12 protein-coding genes are annotated in these 16,695 nt (G+C 61.3%); 4 read left to right on the top strand and 8 right to left on the bottom strand.

The genetic code is table 11. From position 1 onward, the window contains the following. Positions 1 to 94: 94 nt before the first annotated feature. The 3 genes from HK44_RS13635 to HK44_RS13645 are packed head-to-tail and all read left to right on the top strand — an operon-like array spanning position 95 to position 3,460. Positions 95 to 1,102: an ATP-binding protein gene (locus HK44_RS13635; protein ID WP_019690957.1), complete on the top strand. Its 1,008-nt coding sequence runs from the start codon at positions 95 to 97 to the stop codon at positions 1,100 to 1,102. Continuing rightward, the gene (locus tag HK44_RS13640; protein WP_080690622.1) at positions 1,084 to 1,758 is read left to right on the top strand and encodes a VWA domain-containing protein; all 675 of its coding nucleotides are present in this window, start codon (positions 1,084 to 1,086) and stop codon (positions 1,756 to 1,758) included. Before HK44_RS13635 ends, HK44_RS13640 begins: the two co-directional genes overlap by 19 nt. A 58-nt stretch (positions 1,759 to 1,816) precedes the next feature. Next, positions 1,817 to 3,460, top strand: a complete 1,644-nt coding sequence (locus tag HK44_RS13645; protein ID WP_019690954.1) for a phospholipase D-like domain-containing protein — start codon at positions 1,817 to 1,819, stop codon at positions 3,458 to 3,460. 47 nt (positions 3,461 to 3,507) lie between these two features. On the opposite strand, the gene HK44_RS13650 is transcribed toward HK44_RS13645, so the two are convergent. From HK44_RS13650 to HK44_RS13660, 3 genes are all read right to left on the bottom strand, one after another. Beyond that, positions 3,508 to 4,683, bottom strand: a complete 1,176-nt coding sequence (locus tag HK44_RS13650; RefSeq protein WP_052014752.1) for an NADH:flavin oxidoreductase/NADH oxidase family protein — start codon at positions 4,681 to 4,683, stop codon at positions 3,508 to 3,510. 92 nt (positions 4,684 to 4,775) lie between these two features. After that, the gene (locus HK44_RS13655; RefSeq protein WP_019690952.1) at positions 4,776 to 5,051 is read right to left on the bottom strand and encodes a peptidylprolyl isomerase; all 276 of its coding nucleotides are present in this window, start codon (positions 5,049 to 5,051) and stop codon (positions 4,776 to 4,778) included. A gap of 53 nt (positions 5,052 to 5,104) precedes the next feature. After that, positions 5,105 to 7,642, bottom strand: coding sequence for a PAS domain-containing protein (locus HK44_RS13660; protein ID WP_024264924.1), 2,538 nt, complete (start codon positions 7,640 to 7,642; stop codon positions 5,105 to 5,107). A 144-nt stretch (positions 7,643 to 7,786) separates the two neighbouring features. Between HK44_RS13660 and HK44_RS13665 the strand changes: the two genes are divergently transcribed. Next, positions 7,787 to 8,905, top strand: a complete 1,119-nt coding sequence (locus HK44_RS13665; protein WP_019690950.1) for a PilT/PilU family type 4a pilus ATPase — start codon at positions 7,787 to 7,789, stop codon at positions 8,903 to 8,905. 17 nt (positions 8,906 to 8,922) lie between these two features. On the opposite strand, the gene HK44_RS13670 is transcribed toward HK44_RS13665, so the two are convergent. The 5 genes from HK44_RS13670 to HK44_RS13690 all read right to left on the bottom strand — a co-directional run bounded on the left by HK44_RS13670 (position 8,923) and on the right by HK44_RS13690 (position 16,693). Beyond that, positions 8,923 to 10,878: an acetoacetate--CoA ligase gene (locus tag HK44_RS13670; protein ID WP_019690949.1), complete on the bottom strand. Its 1,956-nt coding sequence runs from the start codon at positions 10,876 to 10,878 to the stop codon at positions 8,923 to 8,925. Positions 10,879 to 11,075: 197 nt separating this feature from the next. Further along, positions 11,076 to 11,849, bottom strand: a complete 774-nt coding sequence (gene hbdH / locus HK44_RS13675) for a 3-hydroxybutyrate dehydrogenase (RefSeq protein WP_019690948.1) — start codon at positions 11,847 to 11,849, stop codon at positions 11,076 to 11,078. Positions 11,850 to 11,856: 7 nt separating this feature from the next. Next, a complete protein-coding gene (locus HK44_RS13680; protein ID WP_019690947.1) occupies positions 11,857 to 13,248 on the bottom strand; it encodes a GntP family permease in 1,392 nt (463 codons plus the stop codon). Positions 13,249 to 13,561: 313 nt separating this feature from the next. Further along, positions 13,562 to 14,977, bottom strand: coding sequence for a sigma-54 interaction domain-containing protein (locus HK44_RS13685; RefSeq protein ID WP_019690946.1), 1,416 nt, complete (start codon positions 14,975 to 14,977; stop codon positions 13,562 to 13,564). A 135-nt stretch (positions 14,978 to 15,112) separates the two neighbouring features. Beyond that, positions 15,113 to 16,693, bottom strand: a complete 1,581-nt coding sequence (locus tag HK44_RS13690) for an ABC transporter ATP-binding protein (RefSeq protein ID WP_019690945.1) — start codon at positions 16,691 to 16,693, stop codon at positions 15,113 to 15,115. Between the last annotated feature and the right edge of the window lie 2 nt (positions 16,694 to 16,695).

The raw sequence follows: 16,695 nt of genomic DNA on the forward strand, positions 1-16,695 counted from the left end.
TGGTTTTACGACTGCTTTGCCCGAACGCGGACCGGCCGACGGGAGCAAGCTCCCTCGTCACACTGCAATTACCGATCACGAACGAGAAAACCCGATGACCGACACCCCGCATTTCCCGCTCTCCGCCGTGGTCGGCGCCGATGCCCTGAAACTGGCGCTGTGCCTGACGGCCATCGACCCGAAAATCGGCGGTGTGCTGATCGAGGGCCCGCGGGGCATGGCCAAGTCCACGCTGGCCCGTGGCCTGGCGGACCTGCTTGCCAGCGGGCAATTCGTTACCTTGCCCTTGGGCGCGACTGAAGAGCGGCTGGTCGGCACTCTGGATCTGGACGCCGCGCTGGGCGAAGGCCGTGCGCAGTTTTCCCCCGGTGTGATGGCCAAGGCCGATGGTGGCGTGCTGTACGTCGATGAAGTGAATCTGCTACCCGATCATCTGGTGGATCTATTGCTCGACGTCGCTGCCAGCGGCACCAACCTGATCGAACGCGACGGTATTTCCCATCGGCATTCGGCGCGCTTTGTGCTGATCGGCACCATGAACCCGGAAGAGGGCGAGCTGCGTCCGCAACTACTGGACCGTTTCGGCCTGAACGTCGCCCTCAGCGGCCACACCGCGCCGCTTGAACGCGGTCAGATCATCCGCCGCCGGCTGGATTTCGACAGCGACCCCCAAGCTTTTTGCGCCGAATGGGAAACTCGGCAGCAGGCATTGCGTGAACGCTGCCAAGGTGCGCGTGCGGCACTGGCGAGCATTCCTCTGGACGATCAGGCACTGGCACAGATCACCGAGCGTTGTTTTGCCGCCGGGGTCGATGGCTTGCGCGCCGACTTGGTCTGGTTGCGTGCGGCTCGCGCCCATGCGGCGTGGCGTGGGGCCGGGGCGATCAGCGAGGAAGACATCGATGCTGTAGCCGAGTTTGCCTTGCGCCATCGTCGTCGCGATACGCCGCCGTCTGCGCCGCGCCAGAACCCCGCGCCAGATTCGTCCGGCGCCCAACTACCGAATCCCGGCGAAGGCCAGGGCCAGTGGGGGGAAATGCCGGCTCAGGTATTGCCCACCGGCGCCCGACGTGAAGTGCCGAGCTGGCCAAAAAAGCCCTAGGCATTCGCCCTCGATCTGATGCGGGGGCGAATGCCAAACCCCGCGCAGGACGGCTGAAAAACGGCAGGCAGGGCCAGCGTCGAGTCAGCCAAAACGGCTCGGTCAATTGGCCTGGCACGCTGCTCAACGGCCGCCCGCGTCAACGCGAAGATCTGCTGTTTCATCTGCGCAGTCGTTCACCCCATGAGCTGTGGCTGGTGATTGTCGATGCCTCGGCCTCGACCCGGCGTCATCAGGCGCTGAGCGACGCCAAAGGCCTGCTGGCGCAACTGTTCGACGACGCTTATCGCCAACGTGCGCGCCTTGCGCTGTTGACCGCCAGTGGCGCTGCGCCGAAGTGGCAAGTGCAAGGGCTGAAAGCCTCGACCAGCCTGCGCGACTGGCTCGACGCACTCGGTGCGGGCGGAGGCACGCCGCTGTTCGCCGCGCTGGATGAGGCGACGCATTGGCTGGCGTTGCGGCAAAAACGTTTTCCGGCAGAGCAACAACGCGTGTTGCTGTTGACCGATGGCCGCCTAAAAGCCACGCCAATGCAGGTGGCGCTCAATTGCCCGGCGTTGCTGGTGGACATCGAGCGCGGGCCGATTCGATTGGGGCGGGCGAAGGCCCTGGCGCACGAGTTGAACGCTGACTATCGACATATCGACACGCTTTAATCTGCCGAACTGCCAACAGCACCTATGCTGTGGGTTCAGCCCACCACAGGAGTGAACCATGCGTGTTCTAGCCGCTAACAGTCAGGACGATTTCCGGGTCAAAGCCTATGCCGGAACCAACGGCGTGCTACTGGCCATGGACCTGGCCGAACCCCGACGCAAAGGCCTGCTCGGTTTTGCCATCGAAAAACAGCAGGGCAGCGGGCCCTGGGAGTTCCTGTTCAACAGCCTGACCTTCCCCGGCAAGGCGCACACCTTTCCCCAGTACAACGCCACGCCCAGCGACAGCGCGCCGTTGCAGAAATTTCGCTGGGCCGATTACACCGTCAAACCCGGGGTAACGATCAATTACCGGGTTCACCTGGCTTATGGCACGCCAGATGCGCCGCAATTGGGCGAGGCCCTGGCGGTGACGGTCACCACCGACAACGGCTTGCCGGCAGGCCAGCATGTCATTTTCAATCGCGCAGTGGCGGCCAGCCAGGCCTTCTCCCGGGAGTTTCCCGAGCTCGATGCACAGCTGAGCGCCAACAAGAACCTGTCCCTCGACGACTGGCCCGCTGCGCCACGGCAATGGCTGGAGAACGGCTTGCTGGAGGAGATCACCGGTTTCATCGAGCGCGCCGTGGATGGCCAGTGGGCACTGGACATTGCGATTTACGAGTATCAACTGCCGACCATTATCGATGCGGTCAACGCGGCGTTTGGGCGCGGGGCCAAGGTTCGGGTGCTGTATCACGCCAAGCCCGGTGATGCTGACACTACGATGAATGAAGAGAGCCTGGCGAAGCTTCCCGACGAGAGCAAGCGGGGGCGGGTAACCCATGCGATCTTCCACGACAAATTCATCGTGCTGAGCAAGATCGATGGTGGTGAATATCGGCCGCAATCGGTGCTGTGCGGCAGTACCAATTTCACCGACAACGGCGTCTACCGCCAGGCCAACGTGGTGCATGTGCTGGACAATACCGCCGTGGGCAGCCGTTATTTGCAGGTATTCGAGCAGATCTGGGCCGCGCCGACCGATGTGGGCGCTACGCGTACCTGGTTGACCAAGAACAACCCGATGGACCCGTCGCAACCGTTGTTTGTCGGCTTTTCACCGCGTACCGGCCAGGCCGATTTGCAACAGTTCGTCGAGATCATCAATGCGGCGAAGAAAGACGTTCTGTTTGTCACCGCGTTCGCGCTGCCCGATGAAATCCTCAATGCCTTGCTCGGCCAGCCCCACGACGATGTACTGCGCTATGGCCTGCAAAACACCGCCAGCCGCATCACCGGTTATCACGCCGACCGCACGGCCGATTTCGCCGCCACCGCGTTGCTCAACACCGGTATCGAAGGCTGGCTCAAGGAAAGCATGAAGGGCCAGAAGGGCGATTTGTTGGTGCACCTTAAAGCCATCGTCGTCGACTTCACCTCCGACGCGCCGATCATCATCAGTGGCAGTCACAACCTGAGCATCAATGCCAGTGAAGGTAACGACGAAAACTTCCTGATCATTCGCGGCGACACCGATCTGGCCGACCGCTATGGCCTGGAATTGCTGCGCTTCTACGAGCATTACCGATTCCGCTATGCCGCCAAACAAGAGGACCTCAAGCAGGTTCCACCCCTGGCGGTGGATGACAGCTGGAGCAACGCCTATTACCTGGACGGCGACCTGCGAATGCTCTCGCGGTTGCGTTTTTCCGGGCGGTAAATTACCTGCTGCATGTCATTCCGTGAGCCCGGTAGAACGGGCTCCGGCTATTTGCTCATTGCTGCCCGGTACTGGCGCGTGCGCTTGGCGATGTACAGTTGGTCGAGGATCAAGGCCCAGAGCGCCGACACCGCAGGTTTTGGCCGGCGACCGCGGCTCAGGCGCTGGATCTGAAAGCGCACGACGGCCATGTTGGCCAGTGCCGCCAAGGGCTTGCGCTTCCAGGTGATCGGCGGCAATTGTGGGTGGCTGTCGTGGCCCTCGCGCCACAGCTTGACCAGCAACGGCTCGACCGCCAGCGCGGTGCCGATTCCGGCCATGGCAATGCCGCTGGCCAGCACCTGTTCGACAACGGGCAGGCGTCGGATACCGCCGGTCACCATCACCGGCATCTTCGCCCGGCTCGCCAGTTCACCGGCCATTTCGAGGAAGTAGGCCTCGCGCGCCAGTGTCCGACCGTCGCGGGCTTCGCCTTGCATTGCCGGGGCTTCATAGCTGCCACCCGACAATTCCAGCAGATCGATAGCGAGCGGGTTGAGCATGTCGATGACCTGCCGCGCATCGTCGGCATCGAAGCCGCCGCGTTGGAAATCGGCGGAATTGAGTTTCACCGCGATGCAGAAGTCTGCCGTGACGGCTGCACGAACCGCATTCACCACTTCGATCAGCAACCGTGCGCGATTTTCCAGCGAACCGCCCCAGCGGTCGGTCCGTCGATTGCTCAAGGGCGACAGGAATTGACTGATCAGGTAGCCATGGGCCGCGTGAATTTCTACACCGGTAAAACCGGCTTTTTCGGCCAGGGCGGCGCTGGTAGCGAAGCGTTGGATGACGTCCTGGATGTCGTCTTCGGTCATCGGCGTGGGCTGGGCGAACATCTTCGAGAACTGGCCCATTTCCAGCGCCACGGCAGACGGCGCCCAGGCGGGTTGACCGAGATTGGCCATGGTCTGGCGCCCGGGATGATTGAGCTGCATCCAGAACTGCGCGCCCTTGGCCCGCCCCATCGCAGCCCACTGGCGGAAACGTTCAAGGTGCCGCTCATCCTCCAGCACTACGCCGCCGGGGCCGGTCATGGCCCGACGATCGATCATGACGTTGCCGGTCAGCAGCAAACCGGCTTCGCCATCAGCCCAGGCCCGATAGAGCTTGGCCAGTCGGCTCCGTGGCGCAAGCCCGGCAGAAGCCGCAGAGGCCGGACATCGGTTGGCGAGTCGGGTGATTCAGGTGCCGGGGGCGTTGATCCCCAAAGATTGAAATACGCTCAATGTGGCGAGGGGGCAAGCCCCCTCACCACAGGGCCCCCTCTGTGTTCTCAATCGCGGTAAAACACCTGCACCAGGTGATAACCAAACTTGCTCTTGATCGGTCCGTGCACGACACGCAGCGGTTTCTTGAAGATCACCGCGTCGATGGCGCCGACCATCTGCCCAGGCCGGACTTCGCCCAGGTCACCCCCGCGTTTGCCGGACGGGCAAGTGGAATACTTCTTGGCCAACACATCAAAGGCTTCGCCCTTGGCGATGCGTTGTTTGAGCTGTTCGGCTTCTTCGGCCGTTTTCACCAGAATATGGCGGGCTTGAGCTTTCATTGGGGCAGTTACCTTGGAGCGGTGGCGGCGGCGGGGCGCAATTATGCCTCAAATCATCCGGTTCGACGGATCATGTGGCGAATCTTGCCGGCCAGTTGTTCAAGGGTGAAGGGCTTGGCCAGCAGGTCCATGCCCTCGTCGAGAAAACCCTGACGTTCGGCGGCTTTTTCCGCGTAACCGGTCATGAACAGCACGTTGAGCCCAGGCCGATGCTGACGGGCGATTTCCGCCAGTTGCCGGCCATTCATGCCGGGCAGGCCGACATCCGTCACCAGCAGATCGATGCGCAGGTCTGACTCCAGCAGCGGCAAGGCGTTTTTTGCATCTTGCGCCTCATGGGCGATGTAGCCCAGTTCGTTCAGCACGTTGAGCACCAGCATACGCACCGCTGGGTCGTCTTCGACCAGCACCACTGACTCACCCGCCGTCGCATAGGGGCTGCCCAGGCTGACGGCCGCCGACGAGGTGTGCTGAGGCGCGTTGTGCAGGCGCGGCAAATACAGGCGCACCGTCGTGCCTTGTCCCGGTTCACTGCTGAGGGTCACATGACCGCCGGATTGCTGGGCGAAGCCATAAATCATCGACAACCCCAGCCCGGTGCCTTGGCCGATGGGTTTGGTGGTGAAGAACGGATCGAAGGCCTTGGCCAATACGCGTGGGGTCATGCCCGCCCCGTTATCGCGAACGCCGAGCATCACATAGTCACCGGCCTTGACCGGCTCAAGGGTACTGATATCGCTGCCATCGAGGTAACTATTGGCGGTTTCAATCACCAGCTCGCCGCCTTCAGGCATCGCATCGCGGGCGTTGATCACCAGGTTGAGCAGGGCGTTTTCCAGTTGGTTGGCATCGGTGTTGACCGGCCAGACTTCAGGTGCCAGCTGAAACTTCAGCTCGATATGCTCGCCCTTGGTGCGGCGCAACAGCTCTTCGAGCGAACTCACCAGCGTGTTGGGCTCAAGTGGTCGACGGTCCAGCGATTGCCGGCGGGAGAATGCCAGCAGCCGGTGAGTCAGGGCGGCAGCCCGATTGGCTGACGACACGGCCGCATCGGCAAAGCGGCCGATCTCATCGCTACGCCCATCGGCAATGTAGCGCTGCATCAGGTCCAGGCTGCCAATAATCCCGGTCAGCATGTTGTTGAAGTCGTGGGCGATACCGCCAGTGAGTTGGCCGACAGCTTCCATTTTTTGTGCATGGCGCAACGCATCCTCGGCGCGCTCCCGCTCGAACATTTCGTTTTGCAGGCGATGGTTGGCTTCAGCCAGTGCCTTGGTGCGTGTGTCGACCCGTTCTTCCAGCGTCTCGTTGAGGTTGCGCAAGGCTTCCTCGGTCTGTTTACGCTCGGTTTCGTCGATCACGAAAATGTAGAAGCCATTGACCACGCCGTCGGGGCCAAAGCGCGGCAGGTACTTCATCAACGCATAACGCGGTCGGCCGTCGCGGTGCGGCGAATAAGCCTCGAAGCTGCAGGCTTTGCCAGCCAGCGCCGCGCTGATGTGTTCGACGCGGGTGGCATAGAGTTCATCACCGAGAATTTCGCGAATGGTTTTGCCGTACAGCTCCTGCGGGGTCATGCCATACCAGTCCAGGTACGCGCTGTTGTTCAGGCGAAAGCGCTGTTCATGATCGACATAACCGATCAGCACCGGCATGGCGTTGATGATCAGTTGCAGCTCGGTCTGGCTCTGCCGTAACGCTTGTTCGGTGTGCTTGCGCTCGGTCAGGTCCAGGGCGGCACCGAGAAAACGCAGGGGCCGACCGTGATGATCCTTATAGCAACGGCCTCGGGCAAAGACCCAGCGTACTTCGCCGCTGGCTTGCAGCAGCCGGTATTCCTCGGCGTATTCGCTGCCATGGCTGATGCAGTGCTTGATGCTGCGGGCGATCATGCCCCGGTCTTGCGGGTGCACACCGTTGAGGTATTCGGTGATGGGCAGTCGGCTGGCCAGTGCCGGATCAACACTGTGCAACTGGGCGAAGTGGGCGTCGGCAATAAAGCGATCTTCGCCGATATCCCAGTCCCAGGTGCCCACCGCGTCGGTGGCGGCGAGGGCCAGTTGCAGACGCTCTTCGGTTTCGTGCTGGGCCTTGAGGCTGGCTTCCGAGCGTTGTTTGAGCTCCAGGGCGATGCGTCGGCGCTCATTGGTTTCGATAGCAGTGACCAGGATCCCGGCGACCTGCCCGCGTTCGTCACGAATCGGGCTGTAGGTCAGGTCCAGCCAGACGTCCGATTCACTGCCATCGCGTTGCAGGCTGAAACGCTGCTCGCTGTAGGAACGCACTTGGCCTTGTAGGACAGCGCTATAAATGGGCGCCGTGAAGTCTTCAAGTTCTGGCCATATCTGGTGCGTGGGTTGTCCGAAAGCCTGCGGATGCTTGTTGCCGGCCAACAGCGCAAAGCCGTCGTTGTAGATCTGCGACAGCTCTGGCCCCCATAACAACAGCATGGGCATGGGCGAGTGAATCACGATGTCCACGGCGGTGCGCAGGCTCTGCGGCCAGTGGCTGGCAGAGCCCAGCGGGCTTTGTGCCCAGTCGAGTCGGGCAATCAAGGCCTGGGCGTCGCCGCCGGTAGGGGATCCGTTCATCAAGGGTTCCTGCATCATGTCCGTGCTACATATCGGTACTGGGGCATCTACTATCCTTCGAAGGAGTAGACGCTCGGACGCGTGAAAAGTGGCGTGCCTTGGCAATTTTCGTTCAATGGAAGGCTCAATGGATATTTTTTTGCCATGGACATTCACTCGCTGCTAAGAATGCTGGCCAGCCAGGATGGCTCCGATCTTTACCTGTCGACTGGCGCACCGCCTGCCGGGCGCTTCAAGGGTGCGCTCCGAACACTGGCCCATGAAGCGTTCAAACCCGGCGAGATCGCCCGGATTGCCGAGGCTCTTATGGACGTCGAGCAGCGTGCAGAGTTCGACCGCGAGCTGGAAATGAACCTGGCAGTTTCTCTGGTCGGAGTCGGGCGTTTTCGCGTCAACATCTTCAAGCAGCGCAATGACGTGTCGATCGTGGCGCGCAACATCAAACTCGATATCCCGCGCTTTGAAGACCTTAAACTACCGGCCGTGCTGCTTGAGACGGTGATGCTCAAGCAGGGGCTGATGGTGTTTGTCGGCGCCACGGATTCGGGCAAGTCGACATCGCTGGCGGCGTTGATCGATTACCGCAATCGCCACAGCAGCGGGCACATCATCACCATCGAAGACCCGGTGGAGTATATCCATAGCCATCAACAGTCGATCATCAACCAGCGTGAAGTGGGCGTCGATACACGCAGCTTTCACGCCGCCTTGAAGAACACCCTGCGCCAGGCCCCGGATGTGGTGCTGATCGGCGAAATCCGCGACCGCGAAACCATGGAGCATGCACTGGCATTCGCCGATACCGGGCACCTGGTGCTCTCCACCTTGCACGCCCACAACGCCAATCAGGCGCTGGACCGGATCATCAACTTGTTCCCGGCAGAACGCCGTGGGCAGTTGCTCAATGATCTGGGTAACAACCTCAAGGCCTTCGTTTCCCAACGTCTGGTACGCACCCGCGATGGGCAGCGCCGGGCGGCGGTGGAGGTGATGCTGGGCACACCGACCATTGGCGATCTGATACGGCGCAATGAGCTACACCAGCTCAAGGAGATCATGGAGAAGTCGGCAGAATCGGGAATGAAGACGTTTGATACGGCGTTGTTCGATTTGGTTGTCGAGGGTGCGATCGATGAAGAAGAGGCGTTGAAATACGCCGATTCGGTGAATAACTTGCGCTTGCGTCTGAAGTTGCACGCGGACAGTGTGCCGAATGCCGACCCCCCATCCACCGAAACCGGTGAATGGGGGTTGATGGATTGACCCATCCTGCGTAGGCGTTACCTCTGCAATTCCGGTCGATCCCGAAACTGCTCCAGCGCTTCAGGGTTGGCCAGCGCATCGGTGTTTTTCACCGGCTGGCCATGCACGACATTTCTCACGGCCAGCTCGACTACCTTGCCGCTGATGGTTCGCGGTATATCCGTCACCGCGACAATCTTCGCCGGCACATGCCGAGGCGTGGTGTTGGCGCGGATGACCTGGCGAATCTGCTGCTCAAGGTTGTCGTCCAGCGTTACGCCGTCACGCAGGCGCACGAACAACACCACCCGCACGTCATCCTGCCATTGCTGGCCGATGGCGACCGAATCCAGTACCTGATGGACTTTTTCCACCTGACGGTAGATTTCCGCGGTGCCGATGCGTACGCCGCCGGGGTTGAGTACTGCGTCAGAGCGCCCGTGGATCAGCCAGCTGCCATTGGGCCGTTGTTCGGCGTAGTCGCCCTGGGCCCAGACGCCCGGAAACTGGCTGAAATACGACGCCCGGAGTTTTTCCTGCTGCGGGTCGTTCCACAGGCCGATCGGCATCGCCGGGAAGTGCCGGGTACAGACCAGCTCGCCTTTTTCACCGATCACCGGCTGACCGGCCTCATTCCAGACTTCAACCGCCATGCCCAGGCCCTTGCACTGCATCTCGCCACGGCGGACCGGCAGGACCGGATTGCCGGCAAGAAAGCAGGAAATGATGTCGGTACCGCCGGACATCGACGACAGGCAAAGATCGCTTTTGATCTCGCGATAAACGTACTCGTAGCTTTGCGGCGACAGTGCCGAACCGGTCGAGAGCAGGGCTTTCAGGCTGCTCAGGTCATGGCTGAGGCGCGGCTGGATCTCATTGCTTTCAAGAGTCGCGAGGTATTTTGGGCTGGTGCCGAAGACGCTGATGGCTTCGCTGTCGATCAGGTCGATCAAGCGTTGCGGGCCGGGGTGCAAAGGCGAGCCGTCGTACAGCACCACGCTGCTGCCGACCGCCAATGCCGAGACCAGCCAGTTCCACATCATCCAGCCACAGGTGGTGTAGTAGAACAGTCGGTCGTCCGGCCCGAGGTCGACGTGCAAACCGTGTTCCTTGACGTGTTGCAGCAGTACACCGCCGACGCTGTGGATGATGCATTTCGGCACGCCGGTGGTGCCGCTGGAGTAGAGAATATACAGCGGGTGAGCGAAGGGCACCGCGACGAACCCGGGCTCGCCGCCCGGACGATAGAAGCTGTCCCACAACGCAACATTGGCCTGGGTTTTGTATTCGTCAACGCGGGCCTGTGGCCGGGCGTAAGGCACGATGATCAGTTGTTGCAGTGATGGCAGACGTTCGAGGATTTCGTTGACCTTGGTCGTCTGATCGAACTCTTTGCCGGCGTAGCGATAACCGGCGCAGGTGATCAGCACTTTCGGTTCGATCTGGCCGAAGCGGTCGACCACTCCATGCGTGCCGAAGTCCGGTGACGAACATGACCAGATCGCGCCCAGGCTGGTGGTCGCGAGCATGCCCACCAGGGTCTGCCAGGTGTTCGGCATGCATGCTGCCACCCGATCACCGAGGCCGACGCCTGCGGCACTCAGGCTTTTTTGCAGACCGGCGACGTGCTCGGCCAGCTCACAGTAACTCAAGGTTTCGCGCTGGCCATTCTCGGCGATGGCAATCACCGCAGTTGCGTCGTCGCGACGACGCAGCAGGTGTTCGGCGAAGTTCAGCGTGGCGCCGGGAAACCACTCGGCGCTGGGCATCTGCGGGCCTTCACGCAGCACCGTGCTCGGTGGCTGGTGAAAGTTGATCTCGAAAAAGTCGATGATGGCCTGCCAGAAGTCTTCGCGCTGATCGATGCTCCATTGATGCAGAGCGGGGTAGTCCGCGAGTGTCAGGTTGTACCGCTGATTGCTGAAGCGCCGGAAGGCATCCATGCGGGTCTTGCCGATGCGTTCGGCGCTGGGTTGCCAAAGAACTTCTGACATGATGGCCTCTTTTTTCTTAATACCCGCTCACTGGCTCTTGTGGCGAGGGAGCTTGCTCCCGCTGGGTCGCGAAGCGAGCCCAAACTGGCTGGCGCGTTCTTCCAATGGCAACGCGTTCATCATTGTACGACTGCTGCGCCCGAACGCGGACCGGCCGACGCGAGCAAGCTCCCTCGCCACAGCGGCTGACTAGCCTTTTACTGCGCCAGCCACCCACCATCAATATTCCACGCCGCGCCACGCACCTGGCTGCCGGCTTCACTGCACAGGAACAACACCAGTTCACCCAGTTGTGACGGGGTCACGAATGCCAGCGACGGTTGTTTCTCGGCCAGCAAATCATGTTGCGCCTGCTGTGGGTCAATCCCTGCTGCGGCACGGTCGTCGATCTGCTTTTGCACCAGCGGGGTCAGCACCCAGCCCGGGCAAATGGCGTTGCAGGTGACGTTGCTGGTGGCGGTTTCCAGGCCGACCACTTTGGTCAGGCCGATCACCCCGTGCTTGGCGGCGACGTAGGCGGCCTTGCCCACCGAGCCGACCTGGCCATGCACCGAGGCGATGTTGACGATCCGTCCCCAGCCCTTGGCACGCATGCCTGGCAGGCTGAGACGGGTGCTGTGGAAGACCGACGATAGGTTGATCGCAATGATCGAATCCCAACGCTCCACGGGGAAGTCTTCCACCGCAGACACGTGCTGGATGCCCGCGTTGTTCACCAGAATATCGACGCCGCCGAACTCGCGCTCGGCGTAGGCGATCATCTCGGCAATTTGCGCCGGGTCGCTGACGTCGGCGGGGTGATGGCCGACCTTGCCGCCGAACTGTTGGACCTGTGCGATGACGGTGGAGGCATCGCCGAAACCATTGAGGATCAGGTTGGCGCCGGCCTTGGCCAGGCTCAACGCGATGCCCAGACCGATGCCGCTGGTGGAGCCGGTGACCAGTGCAGTTTTGCCTGTAAGAGTTGTCATGAATGCCTCACACAATGCCGGTGGCGTAGAAAGTACCGATGACTACGAAGACCGCCAGGGTCTTGATCAGCGTAATACAGAAAATGTCTTTATAGGCTTCGCGGTGGGTCAAACCGGTCACCGCGAGCAAGGTAATGACGGCGCCGTTGTGCGGCAGGGTGTCCATGCCGCCACTGGCCATGGCCGCGACCCGGTGCAGCACTTCCAGCGGAATGTTCGCCGCATGGGCCGCCGCGATGAAGTCGTTGGCCATCGCCGCCAGGGCGATGCTCATGCCACCCGAGGCCGAACCGGTGATACCCGCCAGCAGGGTCACGGTGATCGCTTCATTGACCAGCGGGTTAGGGATGCTTTTGAGCCAGTCGGCCAGTACCAGGAAGCCAGGCAGGGACGCAATGACCGCGCCAAAACCGTATTCCGCCGCGGTGTTCATCGCCGCCAGCAAGGCGCCACTGACCGCGCTTCTGCTGCCTTCGGCGAGCTTGCCGCGGATCGCCTGGAAGCCGAACACCAGCACCATGACGATGCCGACCAGCAACGCGGCCTGGACCGCCCAGATGGCGGTGAGCTTGGCGATTTCGGTGGTGACCGGCGCGGCCATGCCTGGCAGGCTCAGGCTGTGGGTCTTGCCGTACCACAGCGGAATCCAGTGGGTGAACAGCAGGTTCATGATGCCCACCAGCAGCAATGGCGAGAGCGCGATCCATGGATTGGGCAGCTTCACGTCTTTGGCGGTTTCCGGCTCGTTGCGCAGCTCTGTGCCGTAGCCTTCACCGTTGCGCTGGGCTTTGTTGCGCTGACGCTGGAGGAACAGCATGCCGGCGCAAAACACGAAAATCGTGCCAATCAAACCCAGCCACGGCGCAGCCCAGGCGGTGGTGTTGAAGAAGGTGCTGGGGATGATGTTCTGGATTTGCGGAGTGCCGGGCAGGGCGTCCATGGTAAAGGAAAACGCGCCGAGGGCGATGGTCGCCGGGATCAGCCGTTTCGGGATATTGCTCTGACGGAACATCTCTGCGGCAAACGGATACACCGCGAATACCACGACGAACAGCGACACGCCGCCATAGGTGAGCAGGGCGCAGACCAGCACGATCACCAGCATCGCCTGGCGCGTGCCGAGCAGGCGAATCGCTGCGGCGACAATCGAACGTGAAAAGCCCGACAACTCGATCAGCTTGCCGAACACTGCGCCGAGCAGGAACACCGGGAAGTACAGTTTGACGAACCCGACCATCTTCTCCATGAACACGCCAGTGAAGGCAGGCGCAACGGCAGAAGGGTCAGTGAGCAGGACCGCGCCAAGGGCGGCAATCGGAGCGAAGAGAATGACGCTATAGCCACGGTAAGCAGCCAACATCAGCAGCGCGAGCGCTGCCAAGGCAATGATCACACTCATGGTGTGTCTCCTGGATTGTTATTTTTTTTGGGGGTGGAGCGGGTGTGGGAGGGGCTATAGCGAGTTTTGTGCCAAATTATTAAGTAATTGAAAAATAATGATATTTTTATCTATGGCGGTGAATCTTGAAATATTTGTCTCTGTTTTGAGATTGTTCTGTTCGAACTGGCGCCATCGCGGGCAAGCCTTGCTCCTACAGATTTTGTGCCGAACGCGGATGATGCGTACACCCGAAACCTGTAGGAGCAAGGCTTGCCCGCGATGGCCGCGACGCGATTTCACGTCATATCTATAAAGAGAGAACAATGTCTCTTTATAGAGACTCGGCAATCCCCAACGCCACCATCTTCTTGTACAACGTCGAGCGCCCAAGCCCCAGCCGTGTCGCCGCTTCAATAACCTTGCCACCACAGTGCGCGAGCGTGCTTTCAATCAATTGCCGGTCGAAGCGTTCGCGTGCAGCACTGAAGGTCTCATTGGCATGCGTTTCAATGGCCGGTGGCGCGGAGCGCTGTACCGGCACAAAACTGCCAATCGCCGCGCGAATTTCCACAGCATTGAGGATCAGGTCATCGCTGAGCAGTGCGGCCCGTTCCAGCACGTTGCGCAGTTCGCGAATGTTCCCCGGCCAGGCGTGTTGGCCGAGCAATTCCAGCGCCTGGTTGTCGAGCTCATGCTGACTGCGCAGTTCTTCCAGGATTGCTTCGCTCAGGGCCGGCAGGTCGTCGAGGCGTTCGCGCAGGGGCGGCACCTGGATGGGCAGCACGTTGAGGCGGTAATACAGGTCGGCACGAAACTCGCCGCGTTTGATCGCCGCTTCGAGGTCGGTAGAGGTCGCGGCGATCACCCGCACATCGCTCTGGATCACTTCGTTGGAGCCGACCGGTTCGAACTCTTTTTCCTGCAATACCCGCAGCAGTTTGCTTTGCAGCGGCAGTGGCATGTCGCCGATCTCGTCGAGAAACAAGGTCCCGCCCTGAGCGATCTGCAGCTTGCCCGAGCGACCCTTGCGGTCTGCGCCGGTGAAGGCGCCGGGGGCTGTTCCAAAAAATTCGGCTTCGAGCAGCGCTTCGGGGATCGCCGCGCTGTTGATACTGACGAAGGCTTTGTGTGCCCGTGGCGAGGCACCGTGAATCGCCTGGGCCAGCAATTCTTTGCCAGTGCCGGTCTCACCCAGTAACAAGACCGGGGACTCGGTGCTGGCGCTACGCCGGGCGCGGCGCTTGACTTCCAGGCTCGCGGCACTGGTGCCGATGAAGTGGGCGAAGGTGTACTTGGCTTGCCGGGCCCGCAGCAGCGAACGCGTGGACGCGAGCTCTTCCTGCATGCTCAGGTAACGCTTGAGCATTGGCGACAGGCTGCGCAACTCATCGAACAGCGCGAACCCGATAGCACCAATCACCGCGCCGGCGTCGTCGTGAATCGGCAGGCGCATCACCACCAACGGTTCTTTGGGTGTGTCCTGCATGTCCAGCAGGATTGGCCGACCGGTACGCACCACTTCGCGCAGCAGGCTGCCGGGGATCACATTTTCGCAAGGCCTGCCGATTGCCACTTCGGCTGACGCCAGACCGAAGCGCTTGGCATAGCGTTCGTTCATCCAGACGATATTCGCGTCGCGGTCGACGATCACCGTGCCTTCGCTGGACTGCTCGATGATCTCGAACAACGAGCGGATCGCCAGCATGCGCACACGTTGGTAGTCCTTGAGGCTCTCGGTGGTGTTCATGGTTTCACTTCCAGAATGTGTATTACCTGTGCTGGCCCCTCGCGAGCAGGCTCGCTCCCACATTGGATCTGTGGTGTTAACAAGACCCTGTGGGAGCGAGCCTGCTCGCGATGGCTGCAACGCGGTCCGACGCGATTATGCCCAGCCCGGAAGCGCCGCGGCCAACAGCTCTTTGGTATAGGGGTGCTGCGGTGCGGCGAACACTTCATGGCTGGCGCCGCGTTCCACGACTTTGCCGTCCTTGATCACGATCATGTCATGGGCCAGGGCGCGGATCACTGCCAGGTCATGGCTGATGAACAGGTAGGTCAGGCCGTATTTTTCCTGAAGCTGGCGGAGCAGGGCGACCACCTGTTTTTGCACCGTGCGATCAAGCGCCGAGGTCGGTTCGTCGAGCAGGATCAGCGCCGGCTTGAGTACCAGAGCGCGGGCGATGGCGATCCGTTGGCGCTGGCCACCGGAGAATTCGTGCGGGTAGCGGTGACGGCTTTGCGGGTCAAGGCCGACTTCTTTCAGCACCTGAATGACCTGGGCCTCGCATTCGGCAGCACTCGACTGGCTGTGGACTTCCAGCCCTTCGCTGATGATCTGAGCCACCGACATTCGCGGGCTGAGGCTGCCAAACGGGTCCTGGAACACCACCTGCATCTGCTTGCGCCAGGGCCGCAGCTGTTTCTGGTTCAGGCTGTCGAGCGCCTCACCCTGAAAGCGGATGCTGCCGTTGGAATCGAGCAGGCGCAGGATCGCCTGGCCGAGGGTAGACTTGCCGGAACCGGATTCGCCGACGATGCCCAGCGTCTTGCCGCGTTGAATGCTCAGGCTGATGCCGTCGACCGCATGCAACCAGGTTTTGCGCTGGAACAATCCGCCACCCAGTGGAAAACGCACGTTGAGGTCGTTGACCTCCAGCACGGCTTCGCGCTCGTCGCGAGGCAAGGCTTCGCCTTCCGGCTCGGCGTTCAGCAGCAGGCGACTGTAGGGATGTTGCGGTTGGTTGAACAACGTCTCGCAAGCGGCTTGCTCGACGATCTCGCCGCCGCGCATGACGCAGACACGCTGGGCGATACTGCGCACCAGATTGAGGTCGTGGCTGATCAACAGCAGCGACATGCCCAAGCGTTGTTGCAGTGATTTGAGCAGCAGCAGGATCTTGCGCTGTACCGTCACATCGAGTGCGGTGGTTGGCTCATCGGCGATCAACAACTCGGGTTCGCAGGCCAGTGCCATGGCGATCATCACCCGTTGCCGCTGGCCGCCGGAGAGCTGGTGCGGATAGGCTTTCAGGCGCTCTTCGGGTTTCTGGATACCCACCAGTTCGAGCAGTTCAAGGGTGCGCTTTTGCGCCGCCTTGCCACCGAGTCCCTTGTGCACCAGCAGGGTTTCGCCAATCTGTTTTTCGACGCTGTGCAACGGATTGAGGGAGGTCATCGGCTCCTGGAAAATCATCGCGATGCGATTGCCGCGCAAGGCTCGCAACGTCCCGACGTCCGCGCCGACCAGCTCTTGGCCCCGGTAGCGAATACTGCCCCGGGTTTCGGTGCCGCTATCGGGCACCAGTTGCAGGATCGAATGGGCGGTCACCGACTTGCCCGAGCCGGATTCGCCGACCAGCGCCAGGCATTCGCCGGGGCGGATGTCCAGGCACAGGTTACGCACCGCGGCCTGGCCACTGAAGCTCACGTTGAGGTCACGGATTTCGATCAGGTTGTCACTCATTT

The sequence above is a fragment of the Pseudomonas fluorescens HK44 genome (assembly GCF_000217955.3).
Lineage (GTDB): Bacteria > Pseudomonadota > Gammaproteobacteria > Pseudomonadales > Pseudomonadaceae > Aquipseudomonas > Aquipseudomonas fluorescens_AQ.

Bases quoted from the DNA above. Each gene is read 5' to 3' on its own strand.
- HK44_RS13670 (WP_019690949.1), bottom strand. From the start codon at position 10,878: ATGTCAGAAGTTCTTTGGCAACCCAGCGCCGAACGCATCGGCAAGACC.
- HK44_RS13685 (WP_019690946.1), bottom strand. From the start codon at position 14,977: ATGAACACCACCGAGAGCCTCAAGGACTACCAACGTGTGCGCATGCTG.
- hbdH (WP_019690948.1), bottom strand. From the start codon at position 11,849: ATGACAACTCTTACAGGCAAAACTGCACTGGTCACCGGCTCCACCAGC.
- HK44_RS13665 (WP_019690950.1), top strand. From the start codon at position 7,787: ATGGACATTCACTCGCTGCTAAGAATGCTGGCCAGCCAGGATGGCTCC.
- HK44_RS13645 (WP_019690954.1), top strand. From the start codon at position 1,817: ATGCGTGTTCTAGCCGCTAACAGTCAGGACGATTTCCGGGTCAAAGCC.
- HK44_RS13635 (WP_019690957.1), top strand. From the start codon at position 95: ATGACCGACACCCCGCATTTCCCGCTCTCCGCCGTGGTCGGCGCCGAT.
- HK44_RS13660 (WP_024264924.1), bottom strand. From the start codon at position 7,642: ATGAACGGATCCCCTACCGGCGGCGACGCCCAGGCCTTGATTGCCCGA.
- HK44_RS13690 (WP_019690945.1), bottom strand. From the start codon at position 16,693: ATGAGTGACAACCTGATCGAAATCCGTGACCTCAACGTGAGCTTCAGT.
- HK44_RS13680 (WP_019690947.1), bottom strand. From the start codon at position 13,248: ATGAGTGTGATCATTGCCTTGGCAGCGCTCGCGCTGCTGATGTTGGCT.
- HK44_RS13655 (WP_019690952.1), bottom strand. From the start codon at position 5,051: ATGAAAGCTCAAGCCCGCCATATTCTGGTGAAAACGGCCGAAGAAGCC.